At 73.7% G+C, this 19,337-nt stretch carries 16 protein-coding genes; 5 read left to right on the top strand and 11 right to left on the bottom strand.

What is annotated here, in order from left to right; translation table 11 throughout:
- The first annotated feature begins 21 nt into the window (after positions 1-21).
- Complete coding sequence (locus AB0F89_RS03160; RefSeq protein ID WP_367132357.1) at positions 22-993, top strand: NAD(P)/FAD-dependent oxidoreductase; 972 nt, start codon at positions 22-24, stop codon at positions 991-993.
- A gap of 12 nt (positions 994-1,005) precedes the next feature.
- Here the strand turns inward: AB0F89_RS03160 and AB0F89_RS03155 are convergent, their stop codons facing one another.
- The 8 genes from AB0F89_RS03155 to AB0F89_RS03120 all read right to left on the bottom strand — a co-directional run bounded on the left by AB0F89_RS03155 (position 1,006) and on the right by AB0F89_RS03120 (position 6,521).
- The gene (locus AB0F89_RS03155) at positions 1,006-1,437 is read right to left on the bottom strand and encodes a L,D-transpeptidase (protein WP_367132355.1); all 432 of its coding nucleotides are present in this window, start codon (positions 1,435-1,437) and stop codon (positions 1,006-1,008) included.
- Between the two features lie 55 nt (positions 1,438-1,492).
- Positions 1,493-1,948 (bottom strand): L,D-transpeptidase, encoded by a 456-nt coding sequence (locus AB0F89_RS03150; RefSeq protein WP_367132353.1) that lies wholly within the window; start codon positions 1,946-1,948, stop codon positions 1,493-1,495.
- A 190-nt stretch (positions 1,949-2,138) separates the two neighbouring features.
- Positions 2,139-2,906, bottom strand: coding sequence for a trypsin-like serine protease (locus tag AB0F89_RS03145; protein ID WP_367132351.1), 768 nt, complete (start codon positions 2,904-2,906; stop codon positions 2,139-2,141).
- A 126-nt stretch (positions 2,907-3,032) separates the two neighbouring features.
- Positions 3,033-4,088 (bottom strand): class II fructose-bisphosphatase, encoded by a 1,056-nt coding sequence (gene glpX, locus AB0F89_RS03140; protein WP_367132349.1) that lies wholly within the window; start codon positions 4,086-4,088, stop codon positions 3,033-3,035.
- A gap of 52 nt (positions 4,089-4,140) precedes the next feature.
- Complete coding sequence (locus AB0F89_RS03135) at positions 4,141-4,350, bottom strand: exodeoxyribonuclease VII small subunit (protein WP_367132347.1); 210 nt, start codon at positions 4,348-4,350, stop codon at positions 4,141-4,143.
- Positions 4,347-4,754, bottom strand: a complete 408-nt coding sequence (locus AB0F89_RS03130) for a sugar ABC transporter substrate-binding protein (RefSeq protein WP_367132345.1) — start codon at positions 4,752-4,754, stop codon at positions 4,347-4,349. The genes AB0F89_RS03135 and AB0F89_RS03130 overlap by 4 nt, the downstream gene beginning before the upstream one ends.
- A complete protein-coding gene (gene xseA, locus AB0F89_RS03125; RefSeq protein WP_367132343.1) occupies positions 4,735-6,039 on the bottom strand; it encodes an exodeoxyribonuclease VII large subunit in 1,305 nt (434 codons plus the stop codon). Before xseA ends, AB0F89_RS03130 begins: the two co-directional genes overlap by 20 nt.
- Positions 6,036-6,521: a lipid droplet-associated protein gene (locus AB0F89_RS03120; protein ID WP_367132341.1), complete on the bottom strand. Its 486-nt coding sequence runs from the start codon at positions 6,519-6,521 to the stop codon at positions 6,036-6,038. The genes xseA and AB0F89_RS03120 overlap by 4 nt, the downstream gene beginning before the upstream one ends.
- A gap of 64 nt (positions 6,522-6,585) precedes the next feature.
- Between AB0F89_RS03120 and AB0F89_RS03115 the strand changes: the two genes are divergently transcribed.
- Positions 6,586-7,530, top strand: coding sequence for a 4-hydroxy-3-methylbut-2-enyl diphosphate reductase (locus tag AB0F89_RS03115; protein ID WP_367132339.1), 945 nt, complete (start codon positions 6,586-6,588; stop codon positions 7,528-7,530).
- Positions 7,531-7,586: 56 nt separating this feature from the next.
- Here the strand turns inward: AB0F89_RS03115 and AB0F89_RS03110 are convergent, their stop codons facing one another.
- Complete coding sequence (locus tag AB0F89_RS03110) at positions 7,587-8,510, bottom strand: hypothetical protein (RefSeq protein ID WP_367132337.1); 924 nt, start codon at positions 8,508-8,510, stop codon at positions 7,587-7,589.
- Positions 8,511-8,805: 295 nt separating this feature from the next.
- On the opposite strand from AB0F89_RS03110, the gene AB0F89_RS03105 reads away from it, so the two are divergent.
- Positions 8,806-10,698 (top strand): ABC transporter ATP-binding protein, encoded by a 1,893-nt coding sequence (locus AB0F89_RS03105; RefSeq protein ID WP_367132335.1) that lies wholly within the window; start codon positions 8,806-8,808, stop codon positions 10,696-10,698.
- A 284-nt stretch (positions 10,699-10,982) separates the two neighbouring features.
- On the top strand, positions 10,983-13,832 hold the full coding sequence (locus AB0F89_RS03100; RefSeq protein WP_367132333.1) for a BTAD domain-containing putative transcriptional regulator: 2,850 nt from the start codon (positions 10,983-10,985) through the stop codon (positions 13,830-13,832).
- 72 nt (positions 13,833-13,904) lie between these two features.
- Here the strand turns inward: AB0F89_RS03100 and AB0F89_RS03095 are convergent, their stop codons facing one another.
- Both AB0F89_RS03095 and AB0F89_RS03090 read right to left on the bottom strand, forming a co-directional pair.
- On the bottom strand, positions 13,905-16,784 hold the full coding sequence (locus tag AB0F89_RS03095) for an AAA family ATPase (RefSeq protein WP_367132331.1): 2,880 nt from the start codon (positions 16,782-16,784) through the stop codon (positions 13,905-13,907).
- Positions 16,781-18,274 (bottom strand): exonuclease SbcCD subunit D, encoded by a 1,494-nt coding sequence (locus AB0F89_RS03090; RefSeq protein ID WP_367132329.1) that lies wholly within the window; start codon positions 18,272-18,274, stop codon positions 16,781-16,783. Before AB0F89_RS03090 ends, AB0F89_RS03095 begins: the two co-directional genes overlap by 4 nt.
- A gap of 95 nt (positions 18,275-18,369) precedes the next feature.
- On the opposite strand from AB0F89_RS03090, the gene AB0F89_RS03085 reads away from it, so the two are divergent.
- Positions 18,370-19,308, top strand: coding sequence for a DNA recombination protein RmuC (locus tag AB0F89_RS03085; RefSeq protein WP_367132327.1), 939 nt, complete (start codon positions 18,370-18,372; stop codon positions 19,306-19,308).
- Positions 19,309-19,337: the final 29 nt, after the last annotated feature.

Genomic DNA, 19,337 nt, shown 5'->3' with positions numbered 1-19,337 from the left:
CTGAACACCTATGGTCGAGGGATGGAGCTTGAGGTCGACCTGCTGATCGTCGGTGCGGGCCCCACCGGGCTGTTCGCGGCGTACTACGCGGGGTTCCGGGACCTGTCGGTCGCGCTGGTCGACGCGCTGCCCGAGGCGGGCGGCCAGGTCACCGCGATGTACCCGGAGAAGATGATCTTCGACGTGGCCGGGTTCCCGGCGGTGCGCGGTCGCGACCTGGTGTCGGCGCTCGTGCGGCAGGCCGACCAGTGGAGCCCGACCTACCTGCTCGGCCGCCAGGCCCGCACGCTGTCCGAAGTGGACGGTCGACTGGAGGTCGGGCTGGCCGACGGCGGCGTGGTGCGCGCGGGCGCCGTGCTGATCACGGCGGGCATCGGCGAGTTCCGGCCGCGCCCGCTGCCCGCGGGCGACGGCTGGCTGGACCGCGGCATGGTGCACTTCGTGCCGAAGCTCGACGTGCACCTGGGCCAGGACGTGGTGGTGGTCGGCGGCGGCGACTCGGCGTTCGACTGGGCGCTCGCGCTGCACCCGATCGCGGCCAGCGTCACCCTCGTGCACCGCCGCGCGACGTTCCGGGCGCACCCGCCGACCGTGCGGCAGGTCCGCGACCTGGGCGTGGAGCTCATCACCGACGCCGAGGTGCTGGAGCTGCGCGGCGAGCCGGACCTGGCCGAGGTCGAGGTGGCGGTCAAGGGCGGCGACCGCAAGGTGCTGCCCGCGCAGGCCGTGGTCGCGGCCCTCGGCTTCACCGCCGACCTCGGGCCGATCGAGTCGTGGGGCCTGGAGCTGGACCACCGGGCGGTGCTGGTGGACACCACCATGCGCACCGCCCGGCCCCGGGTCTACGCGGCGGGCGACGTCGCGCAGTACCCGGGCAAGGTCAAGCTGATCGCCACCGGGTTCGGCGAGGCCGCCACCGCGGTGAACAACATCGCCGTGCTGCTCAACCCGGACGCCCACCTGTTCCCGGGCCACTCCAGCAACGCCACTTGAGGCGCCGGCCCCTTAAGGCACTACCTGGACCTGCTCACCGGGGAACAGGTTGTCGTAGAACACCGACGACTCCTGCGGTCCCAGGTGGACGCAGCCGTGCGACTGGACGTTCGGGTCGCCCTGGTGGAACGCGATGCCGTCCGCGGTGAAGTACACCGAGTTCGGCATCGGGGCGTTGTACGGGACGCTCCAGTCGTCCTTCACCTTGCGCAGCACCGGGAACGTGCCCACCGGCGTCTCGTAGCCGGGCATCCCGTGGGACACCGGGACGGGACCGTAGCTCGCGTTCCCGTTGTAGATCAGCCACGCCTGGTTGGTCGACAGCTGCAGGCAAGCGCCGTTCTGCACGGTGCACGGCGTGCCGGTCGAAGCGGAGGCGGGGGTCGCGAGGCCGAAGGAGAGGGCCGCCGCGGCGATCGCCGTCGTGCCGATCATCTTCCTCATCGCTATCACTCCTCGGTGAAGGATTACCCACCGAGGAGTGATCCGACACACCCCGTTACGCAGTTACCTGGACCTGGTCACCCACCTGGAGGGTTTCGAAGTACTTCGCCGCCGCTTCGCGCGACAGGTGGATGCAGCCGTGCGACGGGTCGGTGAGGCTGCCCTCGTGGAACGCGATGCCGGTGCTGACGAAGTAGGTGGAGAACGGCATCCACGCCCGGTAGGGCACGCTCCAGTCGTTCTCGACCTTCCACAGCACCGGGAAGTGGCCCACGGGCGTCTCGTAGCCGGGTCGGCCGGACGTCGTGGGCACCGGGCCGTAGCTGATCCGCCCCTCGCTGATCAGCCACGACTCGTTCGTCGACAGCCGCACGCACGCGCCCTCGGTGATGTCGCACGGCGTGCCGGGCACGGTCACCGGCGGGGGCGGCGGCGCGGGCTGCGGGTCCGGCGTCGTCGTGGCCTCGGCGGCTGCCGTGGTCTCGGGAGCCGCCGTGGTGTCCGGAGCCACGGCGGCCGGGGATGAGGAAGAAGACGGCGGCGGACCGGCCGCCCCCGAAGCCCCGGACGTCCCGCAAGCCGTTGCCGTGAAAGCGATCGCCACCAGCAGAACCGCACCGCGCATCGCGCGCCCCCCAAGGATATGGAACAGGGCCGCCCCACCCGGAGGTGGGACGGCCCTTCGAACACCGGGGCGAGGCTTACACCGCGCCCGCGTACTGGCTGATCCACGAGCGGAACGCCGGCACGTCCATGTAGATCGACGGGCCGGTGGCGCAGGTGGAGCTGTTGTTGCCCGCGCGGCTGGTGGCGCCGATCAGCTGCCACGTGCCGTTCACGGACTTGATCTGCGGGCCGCCCGAGTCGCCGTAGCAGGCGCCCGCGCGACCACCGGGGTTGTTCGTGCAGATCTCGACCGAGCCGTAGATGCCCAGGCAGCTGCCGTCCGACACGATCGACGTGTTCAGCTCCTGCAGGGTGACCGGCGCGCCGCAGCCGCCGGCCGGGGCGCAGGTCTGGCCCCAGCCGATGATGCGGGTGGCCGTGCCCGTCGCGCCCGACGTGGACGCCACCGCGATCGGCGTCTGGCCCACCGAGGTGGCCAGGCGCACCAGCGCGATGTCGTACGACGAGTGCGTGATCACCTGGGCGCCGGACGCGACCGTGCCGCCGCTGGTGCGGTTGGTCGTGCCGATGCGGGCCCGGATCGAGGACGCCGACCGGCCCTGGACGCAGTGCTTGGCCGTGACGACCCAGTTGGCCTTGATCAGCGAACCGCCGCAGAAGTGGCTACCCGAGGTGCTCTGCAGGGACACCATGAACGAGTAGGTCTGCGTGGCGTTGCCGCCGCCCACGATGAACGGGGTGACGCCGCCGTCGGTCGCCGGGGCCGCCGCCGCCCCGGCCGCCGAGGCGAGAGCCGCGCCGACCGCCACCGCGAAGGCGGTGAACAGGGTACGAACCTTCATCGCTTCCTCTCCGTCCCCGGCGCAGGGTGCTCGGGGACGGATCGGAAACTAGGGATGAACGCGACGTGATCACCACAGCCGATCGGCCGGTAACGGTGGGTTCACAGTTGACAGCGCTCGGTAGGGCTACGGCAGCGGCGGCAGGGCGTCCTCGCCGGCCGTCGGGAGGTCGAAGTCGACCGACGAGTACTCGCGCAGCTTGGTGAGCCGGTGGAAGCCGTCGATCATCCGCACCGTGCCGGACTTGGACCGCATCACGATCGACTGCGTCGTGCAGCCGCCCGCCCGGTAGTGCACGCCGCGCACCAGGTCGCCGTCGGTGACGCCGGTCGCGCAGAAGAACACGTTGTCGCCGCGCACCAGGTCGTCGGTCAGCAGCACCCGGTCCAGGTCGTGGCCCGCGTCCAGCGCCTTCTGCCGCTCCTCGTCGTCCTTGGGCCACAGCTTGGCCTGGATCGCGCCGCCCATGCACTTCAACGCCGCCGCCGCGATGATGCCCTCCGGCGTGCCGCCGATGCCGACCAGCAGGTCGATGCCGGTGTTGGGCCGGGCCGCCGAGATCGCGCCCGCCACGTCGCCGTCGGAGATGAAGTGGATCCGGGCGCCCGCCGCGCGCACGTCGCGCACCAGCGACTCGTGCCGCGGCCGGTCCAGCACGCACACCGTCACGTCGGAGACGTCGCTGTGCTTGGCCCGCGCCACCCGGCGGACGTTCTCCGCGATCGGCGCGGTGATGTCGATGACGTCGGCCGCCTCCGGCCCGGTCGCCAGCTTCTCCATGTAGAACACGGCGGACGGGTCGAACATCGCGCCCCGCTCGGCCACCGCGAGCACCGCCAGCGCGTTCGGCATCCCCTTGGCCATCAACGTGGTGCCGTCGATCGGGTCGACCGCCACGTCGCACTCGGGGCCGTTGCCGTCGCCGACCTCCTCGCCGTTGAACAGCATGGGCGCCTCGTCCTTCTCGCCCTCGCCGATCACCACGACGCCGCGCATGGACACGGTGCCGATCAGCTTGCGCATGGCGTCCACGGCCGCGCCGTCGCCGCCGTTCTTGTCGCCGCGGCCCACCCAGCGCCCGGCCGCCATCGCGGCGGCCTCGGTCACCCGGACGAGCTCCAGCGCGAGGTTCCGGTCTGGTGCCTCGCGACGGCGCTCGGACGGGCTGCTGCCTGTGACCATGACGTTCCTCCTGCGAAGATTACCGACCGGTAAAGGCAATCCTCGCACGTCGTCACGCCTCGGCCACGTCCTCCTCGGTCACACTGAGTGCTTGATCGATCCGCTCCCGGGCGCCCGCGAGCTGCCGCTCGCACGTCTTCGCCAGGGCCTCGCCGCGTTCCCACAGCGCCAGCGAGTCCTCCAGCGACAGGCCGCCCGCCTCCAGCTTGCGGACCACCTCCACCAGCTCGTCCCTGGCCTGCTCGTAGCCCGGCTCGCTCACGTGGACAACTTCCCCAATCGGTTCTGGACGTGCACCACGACGGTCGCCACCGCCTGGTCGTAGCCGATGAACGCCTCGGCGAACTCCGCGCCGTCGCCCTCGCGCACCGCGTCGTCGATGCGGTGCTCGGCGGCCACGACCCGCCTGCGGTGCACCGAGCCGTGGCCCAGCCACCAGGGCAGCCCGGCGTAGCCGGAGGTCGCCTCGGACAGGTCGTGCAGCCGGTTGATCAACGCCTGCCCGCCGGACGTGCAGCCGGCCACCAGGGACAGCCAGCAGTCGGCGGCGGCCCGGTCGGCCGACTCGGCGCGGTCGCGCACGGTGGCGGAACCCTCGTCCGCGCAGTCACCCGCGGCGGCCATCGTCAACGGCAGGAACGTGGGCTCACGTGCCGGGTTCGGCACCACGGCCTCCTTCCTCTGCCTCGTCGCCGCCTCCGGCGGCGGTGGTCTGGTGACCGCCGCTCACGACCGCGTGCACGGCGCCGTCGGCCACGCGCACCCGCAACCGCGTGCCGGCGGGGGCCTGGGAGGTCGACCGGAGCACGCCGTCCACCCCGTCGGGGGTGACGAGCTGCACCACGGCGTAACCCCGCGCCAGCGTGGCGGCAGGCCCGAGGGTCGTCAAGCGCGCCGCGGTGGCGGTGAGACCGGCGGTCTCCGAGTCGAGCCGGTTGCGCACCGCCCGCCTGGCCCGCTCCCGCAGCCGGTCCACGTCCTCCGCCCGCCGGTCCAGCGGGCCGTGGGGATCGGAAAGCGCTGGTCTGGTCCGCAGCGCCGCGAGCAGCTTGCGCTCGCGGTCCACCCAGCCGTGCAGGGCGCGCCTGCTGCGGTCGCGCAGCTGCCGGATGCGCTCGCCCTCCTCGGCGACGTCCGGAACCACCCGTTTGCCCGCGTCGGTCGGCGTCGAGCAGCGCAGGTCGGCCACGTGGTCCACCAGCGGGGTGTCCGGCTCGTGCCCGATCGCGGACAGCACCGGCGTGCGGCACTGCGACACCGCGCGGCACAGCGCCTCGTCGGAGAACGGCAGCAGGTCCTCCACGCTGCCACCGCCGCGGGCCAGCACGATCACGTCCACTTCGGAGTCGCGGTCCAGAGTCGACAGTGCGGTGAGGATCTGCGGCACCGCCAGCGCGCCCTGCACCGCGACGTTGACGACCCGGAACCGCGCGCCCGGCCAGCGCGCCCGCGCGTTGGTCAGCACGTCCCGCTCGGCGGCCGACGCGCGACCCGTGATCAGGCCGATCTTGTTCGGCAGGAACGGCGGCTTGCGCTTGCGCCTCGGGTCGAACAGGCCCTCGGCGTTCAGCAGCTTGCGCAGCCGCTCGACGCGGGCCAGCAGCTCGCCGACGCCGACCTGGCGGATCTCGTCCACGCGCAGGCTCAGCGTGCCGCGGTTGGGGAAGAAGTTCGGCTTGCCGTGCACCACCACCCGGCTGCCCTCGGCCAGCTGCAGCTCGCGCACCATCCCCACCGGCGCGGTCAGCTGCATCGACATGTCCACCGAGGGGTCGCGCAGCGTGAGGAACGCCGTCGCCGTGCCGGGCCGCGCGCTCAGCTGGGTGACCTGGCCCTCCACCCAGACGTCGCCGAGCCGGTTGATCCAGTCGAAGATCTTGCGCGCGACCGTCCGCACCGGCCACGGGTTCTCGGGACTGGACTTCTCCGGACCGGTCTTCTCGGGCGTCACCGCGTCTTGAGGTTCGCGATGCGACGGGTGAGCATGCCGGTGAACTCCGGGCGGGCCGCGTGCGTGCGCTCGTGCGCCAGCAGCTCCTCCAGGTCCTCCGCCGCCAACCCCTTCAGGCGCGCCCTGAGCTGCGCCAACGTCAGCTCGTCGTAGTTGGGCAGCACGGCGGGCGGCTCGGCGGCCAGCGCCTGCTCCTCCTCCGCCCACGGGTCGTCGGCGGGCAGGTCCGCGACCTCCGGCTCGTCCTCGTCGAACGTCGCCCACTCGGGTTCCCGCTCGACGGGCCGCAGCACGGACAGCGCGTCGTCACCCTTGATTGCGAGTTCCGTCACCCGCTGCTGCACCCGCATGGACAGCTGCAGCGCCTCGCTGACCACGGTGACCGGGAGGCCCACGAGCTGCTTCGGGAGCTTCCTGGCCTGCTCGACGGCGGTGACCGCCAGTCCCGCGGCGAGGCGGACGGTCAGGGGCAGTGGCTTCATGCCCTACAGCCTGCCGCAGTCGGCCGTCGTATGCCCACATCCGGCACGCCGTACCCTAGAGGTCATGGACAAGCGAGTGCTCCTGGCCAAGCCGCGTGGCTACTGCGCCGGCGTGGACCGTGCCGTCGTGACCGTGGAGAAGGCGCTGGAGCAGTACGGCGCGCCGGTCTACGTGCGCAAGGAGATCGTCCACAACAAGCACGTCGTGGAGACGCTGTCCCGGCGCGGCGCGATCTTCGTCGACGAGACCGACGAGGTGCCCGAGGGCGCGCTGGTGGTGTTCTCGGCGCACGGCGTGTCGCCCGCGGTGCACGCGGAGGCGGCCGACCGCGGCCTGCGCACCATCGACGCCACCTGCCCGCTGGTGACCAAGGTCCACAACGAGGCCAAGAGGTTCGCCCGCGAGGACTACGACATCCTGCTGATCGGCCACGAAGGACACGAGGAGGTCGAGGGCACGTACGGCGAGGCGCCCTCGCACATCCAGCTCGTGGACACCGCCGAGGACGTCGACAAGGTCGTGGTGCGCGATCCGTCCAAGGTGGTCTGGCTGTCGCAGACCACGCTGTCGGTGGACGAGACGATGGTGCGGGTGCGGCAGCTGCAGGACCGGTTCCCGGACCTCCAGGAGCCGCCGTCGGACGACATCTGCTACGCCACGTCCAACCGGCAGACCGCGGTGAAGACCATGGCGCCGGAGTGCGACCTGGTGCTGGTGGTCGGGTCGAAGAACTCGTCCAACTCGGTGCGGCTGGTCGAGGTGGCGCTGCAGGCGGGCGCGCGGGCGTCGTACCTGGTCGACTACGCCCGCGAGGTCGACCCGGCGTGGCTGGAGGGCGTGACGACGGTGGGCGTCACGTCGGGCGCGTCGGTGCCGGACATCCTGGTGATGGAGCTGCTGGAGTTCCTGGCCGGGCACGGCTACGGCGAGGTCGAGGAGATCACCACGGCGAACGAGAAGATCGCCTTCGCCCTGCCGCGCGAGCTGCGCAAGGACATGGTCCGCTAGGACCCCTCACGCCGAAGCGAAGCGCCCCGGCGGTGGGGGCGCTTCGCCGCGGGGGCTCAACCCCGGTCGTAGCGGTGGTCGGGCGGGCTCGGCGGCCACGCCACCCCCGGGTCCTTGTACCAGATCGGCTCGCAGACGCCCGTCTCGCCGCACTTCTTCGCCCGGTCCCGCCACCCGGCCATCGCCAGCAGCCCCGCCTTGTCGCCGCGCGACAGCACCTGGTTCCAGCTGGTGATGTCGTCCACGGTCCGGCCGCCCATGAGCGCGTAGTCGCCGTGGAACTCCGAGAAGTAGTGGTTGAGCCCCATGTGGTGGGCCAGCTCGTGCATGACCTTCAGCGCGATCTGGTAGCGGGCCTCGCGGTCGCCGTCCAGCGCGCCCTCGGCCAGGTCCTCCCACTGCGGCAGGTGCGCGAAGCTGATGTTGCCGCCGGTGAGCGCCACCCCCCGCCGGTCGAGGGTGGAGCCGGGGTAGGCGATCCCGACCGAGCCGGTCAGCTGCGGGTCGAAGGTGATGCTGATCTGGTTGGCCGGGCGCGGCGTGGTCAGGTAGGACTCGCCCTCGTAGTCGAGGTGTTCCAAGCGCCCGCCGACCCACTTGTTGGTCTCCAGGACCATGGTGGAGAGCACGTCGTCGATGCCCCTCAGCCACCGCTCCTGCTGCGCCAGCCGCGGGTCGCTCTCGGGCAGGCCGCGGCGGTTGCGGTAGAGCTTGACCGTGTAGTGGTCCACCAGCTCGTAGTAGGCGGGGTTGGCCAGGCCGCGGTACTGGGACAGGTTGAACCCGTAGGAGTTCCGCTGGTCCCGCGCGTCGCCCTGGTACGGGTCGACCAGCATCTTGTCCGGCTGGTACGGCGTGCGCCCGAGGCCGGGGTCGAACGGTGGTTCGGCGGCCGAGGCGGGCACGGTCAGCACCGCCGACGCCAGCACCGCGGCGAAGGTGGCGACGCCGAGGCGGGCCAGAGCGGGAAATGTGCGCATGACCTTTCTCCGTTCACGATTCGCGCGCACCGACAATGCGCGCGGAAGCAGGGAGGAGATCGCCCGGGGGTGCGGGGGCGGCGTTTCCGCCCGGGTCTTCCCGCCTGTCGGGGGAGGTCCACCGGGCGTTAGCCGCCCGGCGGGAATTGTTCTTATTCCATTTCACCGGGGCGCGCCGGAAGTGTCCGCGGCGATGATCGCACGGCGGTACGACAGTCCGGCGACCCCGAAGCACTGAGCTGCGCTGATCGTGAACGCGGTTGGCGGCGGGGTGGGAATCGCGTTTCCTGGGACGATGAGCACCGTGCTGATCGGGGTGGAGAACGTCGCCACCCCCAAGTGGGCCCGTCGTCGCGGTGAGACGTCGGTGAGCCTGGGCAAGGCCCTCAAGAGCCTGCCCTCGGCGGTGTCGATGGTGGTCCGGCTCGCCTGGCGCACCTCGCCCCGGCTCACCCTGCTGGCCGGGCTGGTGCACGTGCTGTCCGGCTGCGTCACGGCGTTCGGGCTGCTCGCCACCGCCGACGTGTTCGCCGCCCTGCTCCGGGACGGCCCGACGCCGCAGCGGGTGGTCGAGGCGCTGCCCGCGCTGGCGGTGGTGGTCGGGTCGTTCGTGGTCCGCGCCCTGCTCGACACGGCGGTCGCCGCGGTCGAGAGCTTGCTGCGGCCGCGGGTCACCCGGGCGGCCAACGACGAGGTGACGGCGGTGCTCGTGCGGGCCTCGCTGCTCTCGTTCGAGGACGCCGACTTCCGCGAGCTGGCCCGCCAGGGCGGCCGGCGCGGCGTGCGGTCGCTGGAGAGCAGCCTGCGCTACCTGGCCGACCTGGTGTCGGGCGGCATCTCGCTGGTCGCCGCGGTGGTCACGGTCGGCTGGCTCAACCCGTGGCTGGCGCCCGCGCTGCTGCTGGCCGCCGTCGCGAACGCCTGGGCGTCGGCCCGCGCGTCCAAGCTGCGCTACGAGCACTTCCTGGACTCGGTGACCCGCAACACCCGCAAGGGCGTCGTGGAGGAGGTCGCCACGGACCGGGACTTCGCCCTCGAACGGCACGCCCTCACGCTGCAGGAACGCCTGCTCGCCGAGCACCGGCGCATCTCCGACAGCCTGGTCGTGGACGAGATCCGGATGGCGCACCGGACGAACCTGGTGCGGCTGACCGGTCGCGCGCTGGCGGGCGTCGGCACGGCCATCGCCTACGTCGTGCTGGGCGTGCTGCTGCACACCGGCGACATGGAGCTGGCGCTGGCGGGCACGGCGGTGCTGGCCATGCGCACCGGCTTCTCGTCGCTGGCGAGCACCACCCGCGCGGTCAACTCGCTGTACGAGGACTCGTTCTACATCGACTTCTACCGCAAGCTGCTGGTCGAGGGCGCGGAACGGGCGCAGGGCAGCTCGCCGGTCGTCGCGCCGGCCGACCCGGAGCGGATCACGCTGACCGACGTGTCGTTCACCTACCCCGGCGCGCCGCGGCCCGCGCTGCGGGAGGTGAACCTGACCGTGGCGAAGGGCGAGGTCGTCGCCCTGGTCGGCGAGAACGGGTCGGGCAAGACGACCCTCGGCAAGGTGCTGACCGGCCTGTACCCGGCGTCGTCGGGCACCGTCGCGTGGGACGACGTGGACCTGGCGGCGGCGGACCCGACGTCGGTGCACTCGGCCATCGCGGTGATCGCGCAGGACCCGGCGCAGTGGCCGATGACCGCGCGGCACAACGTGACCGTGGGCCGGCTGGAGCGCGAGGACGAGCGGGCGTGGCAGGAGGCGGTGGCGAAGTCCGGCGCGGACGAGGTGCTGGCCACCCTGCCCGCCGGGCCGGACACCGTGCTGTCGCGGCAGTTCAACGACGGGCAGGACCTGTCCGGCGGGCAGTGGCAGCGGATGGGCATCGCGCGCGGCATGTACCGGGACGCGGCGGTGCTGGTGGCGGACGAGCCGACGGCCGCGCTGGACGCCAAGGCCGAGGCGCGGGTGTTCGAGGGCCTGCGCGAGGCGACCGCGCGGCGCACCACGATCCTGGTGACGCACCGGCTGGCGAACATCCGCAACGCCGACCGGATCGTCGTGCTCGACCAGGGCCGGATCATCGAGCAGGGCACGCACGAGCAGCTGATGGCGTCGCGCGGGCACTACTTCGAGCTGTTCGAGCTGCAGGCCTCCGCCTACCGGGGCGGGCTGCTGGCGTCGGCGAGCGACTAGCGGCCGGGCCCACGACCGGGCGCCTGCAGGGGGAGCTGCGTGGCGCCCGGGCGTGGCGTCCGCGTGCCGGCGGTCGTGGGGGTCCGCCGAGCGATCGGCGTCGTGGCCTACCCCCAGTGAGAGGTCACGCGCACCGATCCGCGCGACCAGCGTGGTGCACGCCGGTACACCGCCGGTACATCCCCGATCCGCCGATCGGGTGTCGGCGCGGGTGGTCCTGCGCTACCTTCGGGACCGCCCGCGGCCGTGGGGACGGTCGAGCCGGGCGCGGGGGAGTGTGCCGAGTGCTGTTCCGGGTCCTGGGCGTGGTCGACCTGTTGCGGTCCGACGGCGCGCGCGTCCCCGTCGAGGCGCGCAAGCCCAGGGTGCTGCTGTCCACGCTGCTGCTGCACGTCGACGAGTGGGTGAGCGTGGAGCGGCTGGTCGACGCCCTGTGGCCGGGCGGCCCGCCGCCGTCGGCGGAGCAGAACGTCAAGACCTACGTCTGGAAGCTGCGCCGGCTGCTGGCCGAGGACCCGTCCGACGACCGGATCTCGGGTGGCCGGGCCGGTTACCGCCTGCGGGTCGCGGACCACGAGCTCGACGCGCGCCGGTTCGAGGACCTGGTCCGGACGGGCCGGCGGCACGGCGAGGAGGGCCTGCACCGGGAGGCCGCGGCGGCGCTGGCGGAGGCGGTGGGGCTGTGGCGCGGCGAGCCGTTCGGCGACCTGGTCGGGCCGGACGTCGAGAGCGTGCGGACCGGGCTGGGCGAGCGCCTGCTGGCCGCCCGGGAGGGGCACGCGGCGGCGTTGTCGGCGATGGGCGCGCACGAGGAGGCCGTGGTCGCGCTGACCGACCTGGTCGGGCGTCACCCGTTCCGGGAACGGCTGCGCGGTTCGCTGATGACCGCGCTGTACCGGGCGGGCCGCCAGGCCGACGCGCTGGACGTGTACGACGAGGGACGGGTGCTGCTGGACCGGGAACTCGGCCTGCGGCCCGGAGCGGAGCTGCGCGGGCTGCACCTGGACATCCTCAACCAGAACCTGGCGGTCGACCGGGACCCGGGCGCCCCGCCGCGGCCGAAGCCCGCGCAGGTCCCCGCCGCCGTCGTCGGGTTCACCGGGCGCGCCGGGCACCTCGCCGAGCTGGACGCGCTGCTGGACCGCGCGGACGACCGGCAGCCGCCGCCGATCGCGGTCGTCACCGGCACCGGCGGGGTGGGGAAGACGGCGCTGGTGCTGTTCTGGGCGCACCGGGTCCGCGACCGGTTCCCGGACGGGCAGCTCTACGTCAACCTGCGCGGCTACGACCCCGAGCTGCCGGTCGGGCCGGGCGACGCGCTGTCCGGCTTCCTGCGCGCGCTGGGCGTCGACTCCCGGGACATCCCCCAGGACGTGGCCGAGCGCGCCGCCCGCTTCCGGTCCCTGCTGTCGGGCAGGCGGGTGCTCGTGGTGCTCGACAACGCCCGCACGGCCGCCCAGGTCCGGCCGCTGCTGCCCGGCTCGCCCGGCTGCCTGGCCGTGGTGACCAGCCGCGACTCGCTGCGCGGCCTGATCGCCACCGAGGGCGCCCACCGCTGCCGGCTCGACCTGCTGCCCGCCGACGAGGCCCGTGACCTGCTGGTGGCGCTGATCGGCGACCGGGCGGCGGCGGACCCGGCCGCGGTGGACGCGCTGGCGGCGTCGTGCGCCCGGCTGCCGCTGGCGCTGCGGCTGGCCGCCGAACTCGCCACCGGCCGCCCGTCCGCGTCGCTCGCCGACCTCGGCGGCGAGCTGACCGGGGAGCAGGACCGGCTGGACCCGCTGGACCTGCTGGACGACGACGGCGACCCGCACGCGGCGCTGCGGTCGGCGTTCTCGTGGTCCTACCGGCAGCTCGGACCCGCCGCCGCCAGGGTGTTCCGGCTGCTGGGCGCGCACCCGTGCCACGAACTGGGCGTAGCCGCGATCACCGCGCTGACCGGCGGACCGGCGCGGCGGCACGTCGACGTGCTGGTGCGGGCGCACCTCGTGGAGCAGACGGCCGACGACCGGTTCCAGATGCACGACCTGCTGCGCAGCTACGCCCGGGAACTCGCCGCCGAGGTCGACGGCGAGGCGGGCCGCCGAGAGGCGCTGACCGCGCTGGCGGACCACTACGTGACCAAGGTCGGGGCCGCGATGCGGCTCTACGACCCCGCGCAGCACGGCGAGCCGACCGCGCCGACGGCCGGCCTGGCGACCCGGGACGACGCGATGGCGTGGCTGGAGGCGGAGCGGGCGAACCTCCTCGCGGTCGCCGAGCACGTGGCCGGGCACGGCGACGCGGCGCACGTCGAGGGGCTGACCACCGCGCTGTGGCCCTACTTCCACGTCCGCGGCCACCACGACGAGTCGCTGGCGCTGCACGCGCACGCGCTGGCAGCCGCCCGCCGGCGGGCGGACCGCGTCGCCGAGGGCGTCGCGCTGACCGGCCTCGGCATCGGCTGCGAGCGGTTGGGGCGGTACGAGGAGGCGCTGGGGCACCACGAGCGGGCCGTCGCGCTCGGGCGGGAGACCGGTGACGCGAGCTGCACCGGTCGGGCGTTGAAGAACCTCGGCGTCGTGCTGCGCCGGCTCGGCCGGTTCGAAGAGGCGGAGCGGACCTTCGGTGAGGCGCTGGCCATCGCCCGGGCGATCGGGAACCGCCGCGGCGAGTCGGGTGTGCTGGGCAGCCTGGCGCTGCTGCACGTGGCGGCGGGTCGGCACGAGGAGGCGGTCCGGGCCGCGCGGGAGGCGATGGCGGCCGTGCCGGACGCCGGCAACGACCACGCGCTGGTCGACCACCTCCAGGCGAACCTGGGCCTGGCGCACCTCCGGCTCGGCCGGTTCGACGTCGCCCGCGGGCACCTGTGCGAAGCGCTCGCGGGCGCGCGGGCCACCGGCAACCGCGACCTGGAGTGCGAGGTGCACGACAGCCTGGGCGAACTCGCCACCGCCGAGGGCGACCCGCGGCGGGCGGTCGACCACCACCACCGGGCGCTGGCGCTCACCCGGCACACGGGGGACCGGCACGAGGAGGCTCGGGCGCACGCGGGCCTCGCCGGCGCCTACGACGCCTGGGACCGCCCGGAGGACGCCCGCCGGCACCGCTCGCTGGCGACCCGGTGCGCGCCGGGGGCTCGTCAGGCGGGCTAGGCCGTCAGGCGGGCGGCTGGCCGTCTGGTGAGCGGCTGGGCCGTCTGGTGAGCGGCTGGGCCGTCAGGCGGGCTAGGCCGTCAGCTCCAGCGAGGAGCCCTCCCGCGCCTTGCGCACCCGCAGCCGGGTCGGGATGCGCTGCCGCAGCTCCTCGACGTGCGACACCAGCCCGACCACCCGGCCACCGGCCCGCAGCTCGTCCAGCGTGGTCATCACCAGCTCCAGGGTCTCCGCGTCGAGCGTGCCGAAGCCCTCGTCGATGAACAGCGTGTCCAGCACCGCGCCCGCGGCCACCACGTCGGCCAGCCCGAGCGCCAGCGCCAGCGACGCCAGGAACGACTCGCCGCCGGACAGCGTCTTCGCCGGCCGCTGCTGCCCCGAGTAGTCGTCCATCACGTCCAGGCCCAGCCCGCCCCTGGTGCCGCGCGGACCGGCCTCGATCGAGTGCACGAACCGGTAGCGGCCCTGGCTCATCCGCTCCAGCCGGGCGCCGGCGGCGACCGCGACCTCCTCCAGCCGGGCGGCCAGCACGTAGGTGCGCAGGGTCATGCTCCGGGCGTTCTGGCCCATGCCGTTGATCACGTCGGTCAACGCGTCCAGCTCGGCGAACTCGGCCTCCACCGGCTCCAGCCGCAGCCACGCGGCCCGCAGCTGCCCGGCCAGGGTGGCGGCGCGGGCGGCCCTCGTGCGGGCGTCGGTCCACGCCGTGGTGGCGTCGGTCGCGACGTCGCCCGCCCGGCGGAACGCCTCCTCCGCGCCGGTCACGTCGACCTCGTCGGCCGGGTCGACGTCGGGCAGCTCGGCCAGCGTGCTCTCGGCCGCCGTCCGGGTCTTCTCGACGTCGCGGACGCGGTTCTCCAGCTCGGCGATCGCGGCGGCCGGCCGGACCGCGGCCAGGGCCTCCGCCACGTCGGCGAACCCGGCCTCCGCCGCCAGCCGCGCCACCTCCAGCCGGTCGTCGGCCAGCCGCTCCTCGTGCTCGACCACGGTCGTGCGGCACGCGGCCAGCCCGGTCAGCGCGTCGGCCAGGTCGCCGAGGTGCGCCCGGCGCGTCACCACGTCCGGGAAGTCGCCGCGCGCCTCCTCCAGCCGCGCGCCCCGCTCCTCGACCGCGTCCGCCAGCTCCTTGCGCTGCGCGCCGGCCTCGGCCAGTTGGCGTTCCAGCGCGCCACGCTGTTCGAGCGCGCGCCGCACCTTGTCCTCCAGCTCGGCCAGCTCGTTCTGCCGGACCTCCAGCTGCTCGGCCTGCGCGGCCACGGACCGGTGCTCGCGCTCCAGCTCGGCCGGCGGGCGGTCGCCCAGCTGCTCGCGCAGCAACGTCAGCCGCGCCCCCAGCTTCTGCGACTCCGCCTCGGCCGCCTGACGCCGTTCGAGCGCGCGCTGGTCGTCCTCGGCCGCCCGGTCCTCGTCGGCCGCCGTCACCATGTCCAGCACCGGCTGCGCGGGCGACGGGTGCTCGGCCGAACCGCACACCGGGCAGCCCCGACCCGCGTGCAGCTGCCCGGCCAGCTCGACCGCCATGCCGTCCAGCCGCTCCTGCCGGATGCGCAGCAGCCGCTCGCGGGCCTTCTGCTGCGCGTCCACCGCGTCCCGGCGCGCCTCGTCGGCCTCCCGGAACGCCCGCTCGACACCGGGCAGCTCACCCGCGGCGGCGGCCAGGCCGGAGGTCTGCGGCAGGCGGGCGGCGGCCTCCGCCGACTCCTCGACCGCGGTCTTCGCGGCGGCCAGCCGGGGCGGCACCTCGTCCAGCTGGGTGACCAGCGCGGCCAACCGCTGGGACGTGGTCGCGACGTCGCGGTCCAGCTGCGCGATCCGCCGCTGGTCGGCGCGCTGCCGCTCGGCGTCGGCGGCCAGGCCGGTCAGGCCGCCCGCCTCCTCGCGCAGGCGCTCGCCGTCACCGCGCAGGTCCGACCCCTGGTAGCCGAGGGCGGCCACCGCGTCGGCCGCGGCCCGCTCCCGGGCGACGGCGGCGGCCAGCTCGCGCTCCAGCTTCACCGCGCGCTCGTGCGCGGGCACGACGACCGCGGCCTGCCTGGCCGCGTCGCGTTCGGCGACCCACGCCCGCAGGCTCGGCTCCACCTCGGCGAACCGGTCGAGGTTGCGCCGCGCCTCCCGCACCCGGCGCACCCGCTCGTGCCCGGCCCGCGCCTCCTGCCACACCAGCTCCGCCTCGGCCCGCCCGGCGGTCGCCCGCGCCGCGACCTGCTCGGCGTCCCGCTCGACCTCGTCCAGCCGCTTGAGCAGCGAGCTGAGCCATTCCGCGTCGCCACCGCCCTCCGGCGGCTCCTCCAGCGCCACCTCGGCGACCCGCTGCACCAGGCCGCGGTGCACCAGGCCGAGCTGTTCGACCTCGCGCTTGCGCTCCCGCCTGCGGTCGCGGAACCACCGCTCGACGTCCAGGAAGCGCTCGGTGCCGAACAGCTTCTCCAGCAGCTTCTCCCGCTCGGCGGTCTCGGCGCGCAGGAACCGGGCGAACTCGCCCTGCGGCAGCAGCACCACCTGGAAGAACTGCTCGGCGGTCATCCCGAGCAGGCCCTCGACCTCGCGGGCCACGTCGTCGATCCGGGTGTGCCCCTCACCGGTCCACCCGCTGACCCACGTCAGCGACACCTGCGCCTGCTGCCTGGTCGCGCCGTCACCGCGCTTCTTCGGCCGTTCGTACTCCGGGCTGCGCTTGAGCCGGAACCGCCTGCCGCGCACGGTCAGCTCCAGCTCGACGTAGGTCGGCGTGTCCCGGTCGGCGTAGTCGCAGCGCAACCTCTTCACGTCGCCGCGCGCGCCGGGGACCTTGCCGAACAGCGCGAACGCCACCGCGTCGAGCAGCGTCGTCTTGCCCGCGCCCGTGTCGCCGTGCAGCAGGAACAGGCCGTCGGCGCCGAGCAGGTCGAAGTCGACCTCCTCGTGCCGCGCGTACGGGCCGAACCCGCTGACCGCCAACCGGTGCAGCTTCACGCGTCCTCCTCCCGGGCGGCGGCGGCGAACGCCTCGCGCAGCAGGTCCAGCTCACGCCGTCCCGGCTGGTCGCCGCGCACGTCCTCGATGAAGCAGCAGGCGATCTCCTCGTCGGTGCGGCCGCGCACCCGTTCGGCGAAGCGCAGTTCACCGGTCCGCCCGCCCTCCGGGCGCCATTCGACGTGCACGGCGTGCGGGAAGCGCTTCTGCAGGCGCCGCAACGCGTCCAGCGGTCGGACCTGGTCGGTCAGGGTCACGGAGAGGAAGTGGTCGTGCACCGGCTCGTGCCCGGGGTCCAGCAGCAGGTCTTCCAGCGTGCCGTTCAACGTCGACAGCGAGCGGGGCACCGGCAGGGATCGCCGTTCCACCCCGGCCAGCCCACCCGCGTCCAGTTCCACCAGCCAGACCGACTTGTGGTGTCGTGCTTCGGAGAACGAGTACGCCACCGGACTGCCCGAGTACCGCAAGTGGTCGGCGAGTGTCTGCTGCCCGTGCAGGTGGCCGAGGGCCACGTAGTCGACCCCGGAGAACACCGAGCCCGGCACGTCCTGCACCCCACCGACCGCGATCGTGCGCTCGGACTCGCACGGCTCGCCGCCGGTCACGAACGCGTGCGCCAGCACCACCGACCGAGCGCCCGGCCGACCGGCCAGATCCTGCCGGACGCGCCGCATCGCCTCGGTCAGCACCCCGGCGTGCCCCCTGACCTCACCCACCCCACCACCGCTGTCCGCCCCACCAACCCTGCTACCACCGCTCGCTTCACTAGCACCGCTAGCTCCGTCCAGCCCACTAGCCTCGCTGTCACCGCTCGCAGCGCTAGCACTGCTAGATCCACTCGTCCTACCTGTCCCGCTGTCGCCGCCTGCCGTGCTAGCGCTGCTGTTGTCGCTTGTCTTGCTAGCGCTGCTGGCCCGGCCTGATTCGCTAGCTTCGCTCGTACTGCTAGCGCCGCTAGATTTGCTAGCCCTGGCAGTCTCGATCGCTCCGCTAGCTCCGGCCGCTTTGCTGGCGCTGCTCTTTTTGCTAGCGGCGCTAGATTTAGTAGCTGCGCTTGTTTCGATGCCGAGGGCGTGGCGGGCTGTCTCCGGCTCAAGGAACGGGATTCCGTACACCGCCACCGGGCCGTGGGCGTCGGCGAACAGGACCGGCTGGTGCAGCTCGGCCACCCGCGTCCGCAAGTGCAGGCCGCCGGCCTCGGCGAACGCGCCCAGGAAGCCGAGCCTGGCCGCCGAGTCGTGGTTGCCCGGCGTGATCACGATCTTCGCGCCCGCCGCGCGCAACCGCTTGAGCACCCGCGAGCACACCGCGACCGCCTCCGCGTTCGGCACCGCCCGGTCGAACAGGTCACCCGCGACCACGACCACGTCGACCCGCTCGTCCGAAATCGTGTCCGCCAGGCCGCTGAGCACTGCTTCCTGCTCTTGCAGCAGGTCACGACCGTGGAAGGTGCGGCCCACGTGCCAGTCGGACGTGTGCAGGATCTTCACGCCGGCCACCGTAGGCCGGCCGGCCCCCAACCGTGGAACCCCGCCCGGCGTGTCGCTCGAACGTGTGGTCGGACGCGGGTTGGGATGATCGGGGGATGACAGCGGTCCTCAGCACGGCGGCAGTGGTCGTGGCGCTCCTGCTCGCCGGCGCCCTGGTGTTCCTGTGGCGGCTCTACCAGGACGGGGTGCGGCGCACGGATGCCGCGCTGGCCGCCGTGCAGGCCGAACGCGCCCGCGGTGACGCCCAGTGGGCGGCGTTGCAGCGGTACGAAGTGGCGTTCTCGTCGGTCAGCGGTCGCGGTGAGCTGGGCGAGAAGGTGCTGGTGGAGACGGCGCGGGCGCTCGGCCTGCGCGAGGGCGTCCACTTCGACCTCCAGGTGGACGTCGCGGGCGGCGGTTCCGTGCGGCCGGACCTGGTGCTCAACGTCGGCGGCGGGCGGCGGGTGCCGGTGGACGCGAAGATGAGCATGGCCACGTGGGCGGAGGCGGTGGAGACCGACGACGCGTCCGAGCGGGTCGACGCGCTGCGGGTGCACGTGCGCAACATCCGCGCGCGGGCCGCGGAGCTGGCGGGCAAGGGCTACCAGCGGTGGGCCGACGCCATCTACGGGACGATCATGTTCGTGCCGAACGACGGCGCGGTGGTCGCGGCCCTGGACACCGACCCCGAGCTGCTGCGCTGGCTGCTCGACCGGCGGGTGTTCCTGTGCGGGCCGACCGGGTTCGCGGTGATCGCGTCGGCGGCGATGTTCGCGGTCACCGACCGGGCGCTGGCCGACGACGTCGAGCAGGTCAGGGCGGCGGCCGGGCGCGCGCACCGGGCCGCCGACGGCGCGATCGACGCCGTCAACCTGTCCAGCACGCACCTCCAGCGGTTCCTGTCGGCGCGGCGGCGCGAGCTGGACGCGCTGGAGGGTTTCCGGGCGGCGGTGGAGCCGCTGAGCAACGCGTCGGCCGACGTCACGCCCCTGCCACTGGTGAGGCGGACGGACGAGGCCGGTCTCGGTGCACCCTTGGACGCCCGGGAGGCGTAATAGAGTGTGTCGGGACTGAGCCGAACGAG

Source organism: Saccharothrix sp. HUAS TT1 (genome assembly GCF_040744945.1).
Lineage (GTDB): Bacteria > Actinomycetota > Actinomycetes > Mycobacteriales > Pseudonocardiaceae > Actinosynnema.
The sequence above is the reverse complement of the archived record's forward strand: the minus strand, read 5'-3'. Positions and strand labels throughout refer to the sequence as shown.

What these genes read in the sequence shown, in the direction of transcription:
- AB0F89_RS03160 (WP_367132357.1), top strand. Translation starts at nt 22, where the DNA reads ATGGAGCTTGAGGTCGACCTGCTGATCGTCGGTGCGGGCCCCACCGGG.
- AB0F89_RS03155 (WP_367132355.1), bottom strand. Translation starts at nt 1,437, where the DNA reads ATGAGGAAGATGATCGGCACGACGGCGATCGCCGCGGCGGCCCTCTCC.
- AB0F89_RS03145 (WP_367132351.1), bottom strand. Translation starts at nt 2,906, where the DNA reads ATGAAGGTTCGTACCCTGTTCACCGCCTTCGCGGTGGCGGTCGGCGCG.
- glpX (WP_367132349.1), bottom strand. Translation starts at nt 4,088, where the DNA reads ATGGTCACAGGCAGCAGCCCGTCCGAGCGCCGTCGCGAGGCACCAGAC.
- AB0F89_RS03120 (WP_367132341.1), bottom strand. Translation starts at nt 6,521, where the DNA reads ATGAAGCCACTGCCCCTGACCGTCCGCCTCGCCGCGGGACTGGCGGTC.
- AB0F89_RS03115 (WP_367132339.1), top strand. Translation starts at nt 6,586, where the DNA reads ATGGACAAGCGAGTGCTCCTGGCCAAGCCGCGTGGCTACTGCGCCGGC.
- AB0F89_RS03110 (WP_367132337.1), bottom strand. Translation starts at nt 8,510, where the DNA reads ATGCGCACATTTCCCGCTCTGGCCCGCCTCGGCGTCGCCACCTTCGCC.
- AB0F89_RS03105 (WP_367132335.1), top strand. Translation starts at nt 8,806, where the DNA reads ATGAGCACCGTGCTGATCGGGGTGGAGAACGTCGCCACCCCCAAGTGG.
- AB0F89_RS03085 (WP_367132327.1), top strand. Translation starts at nt 18,370, where the DNA reads ATGACAGCGGTCCTCAGCACGGCGGCAGTGGTCGTGGCGCTCCTGCTC.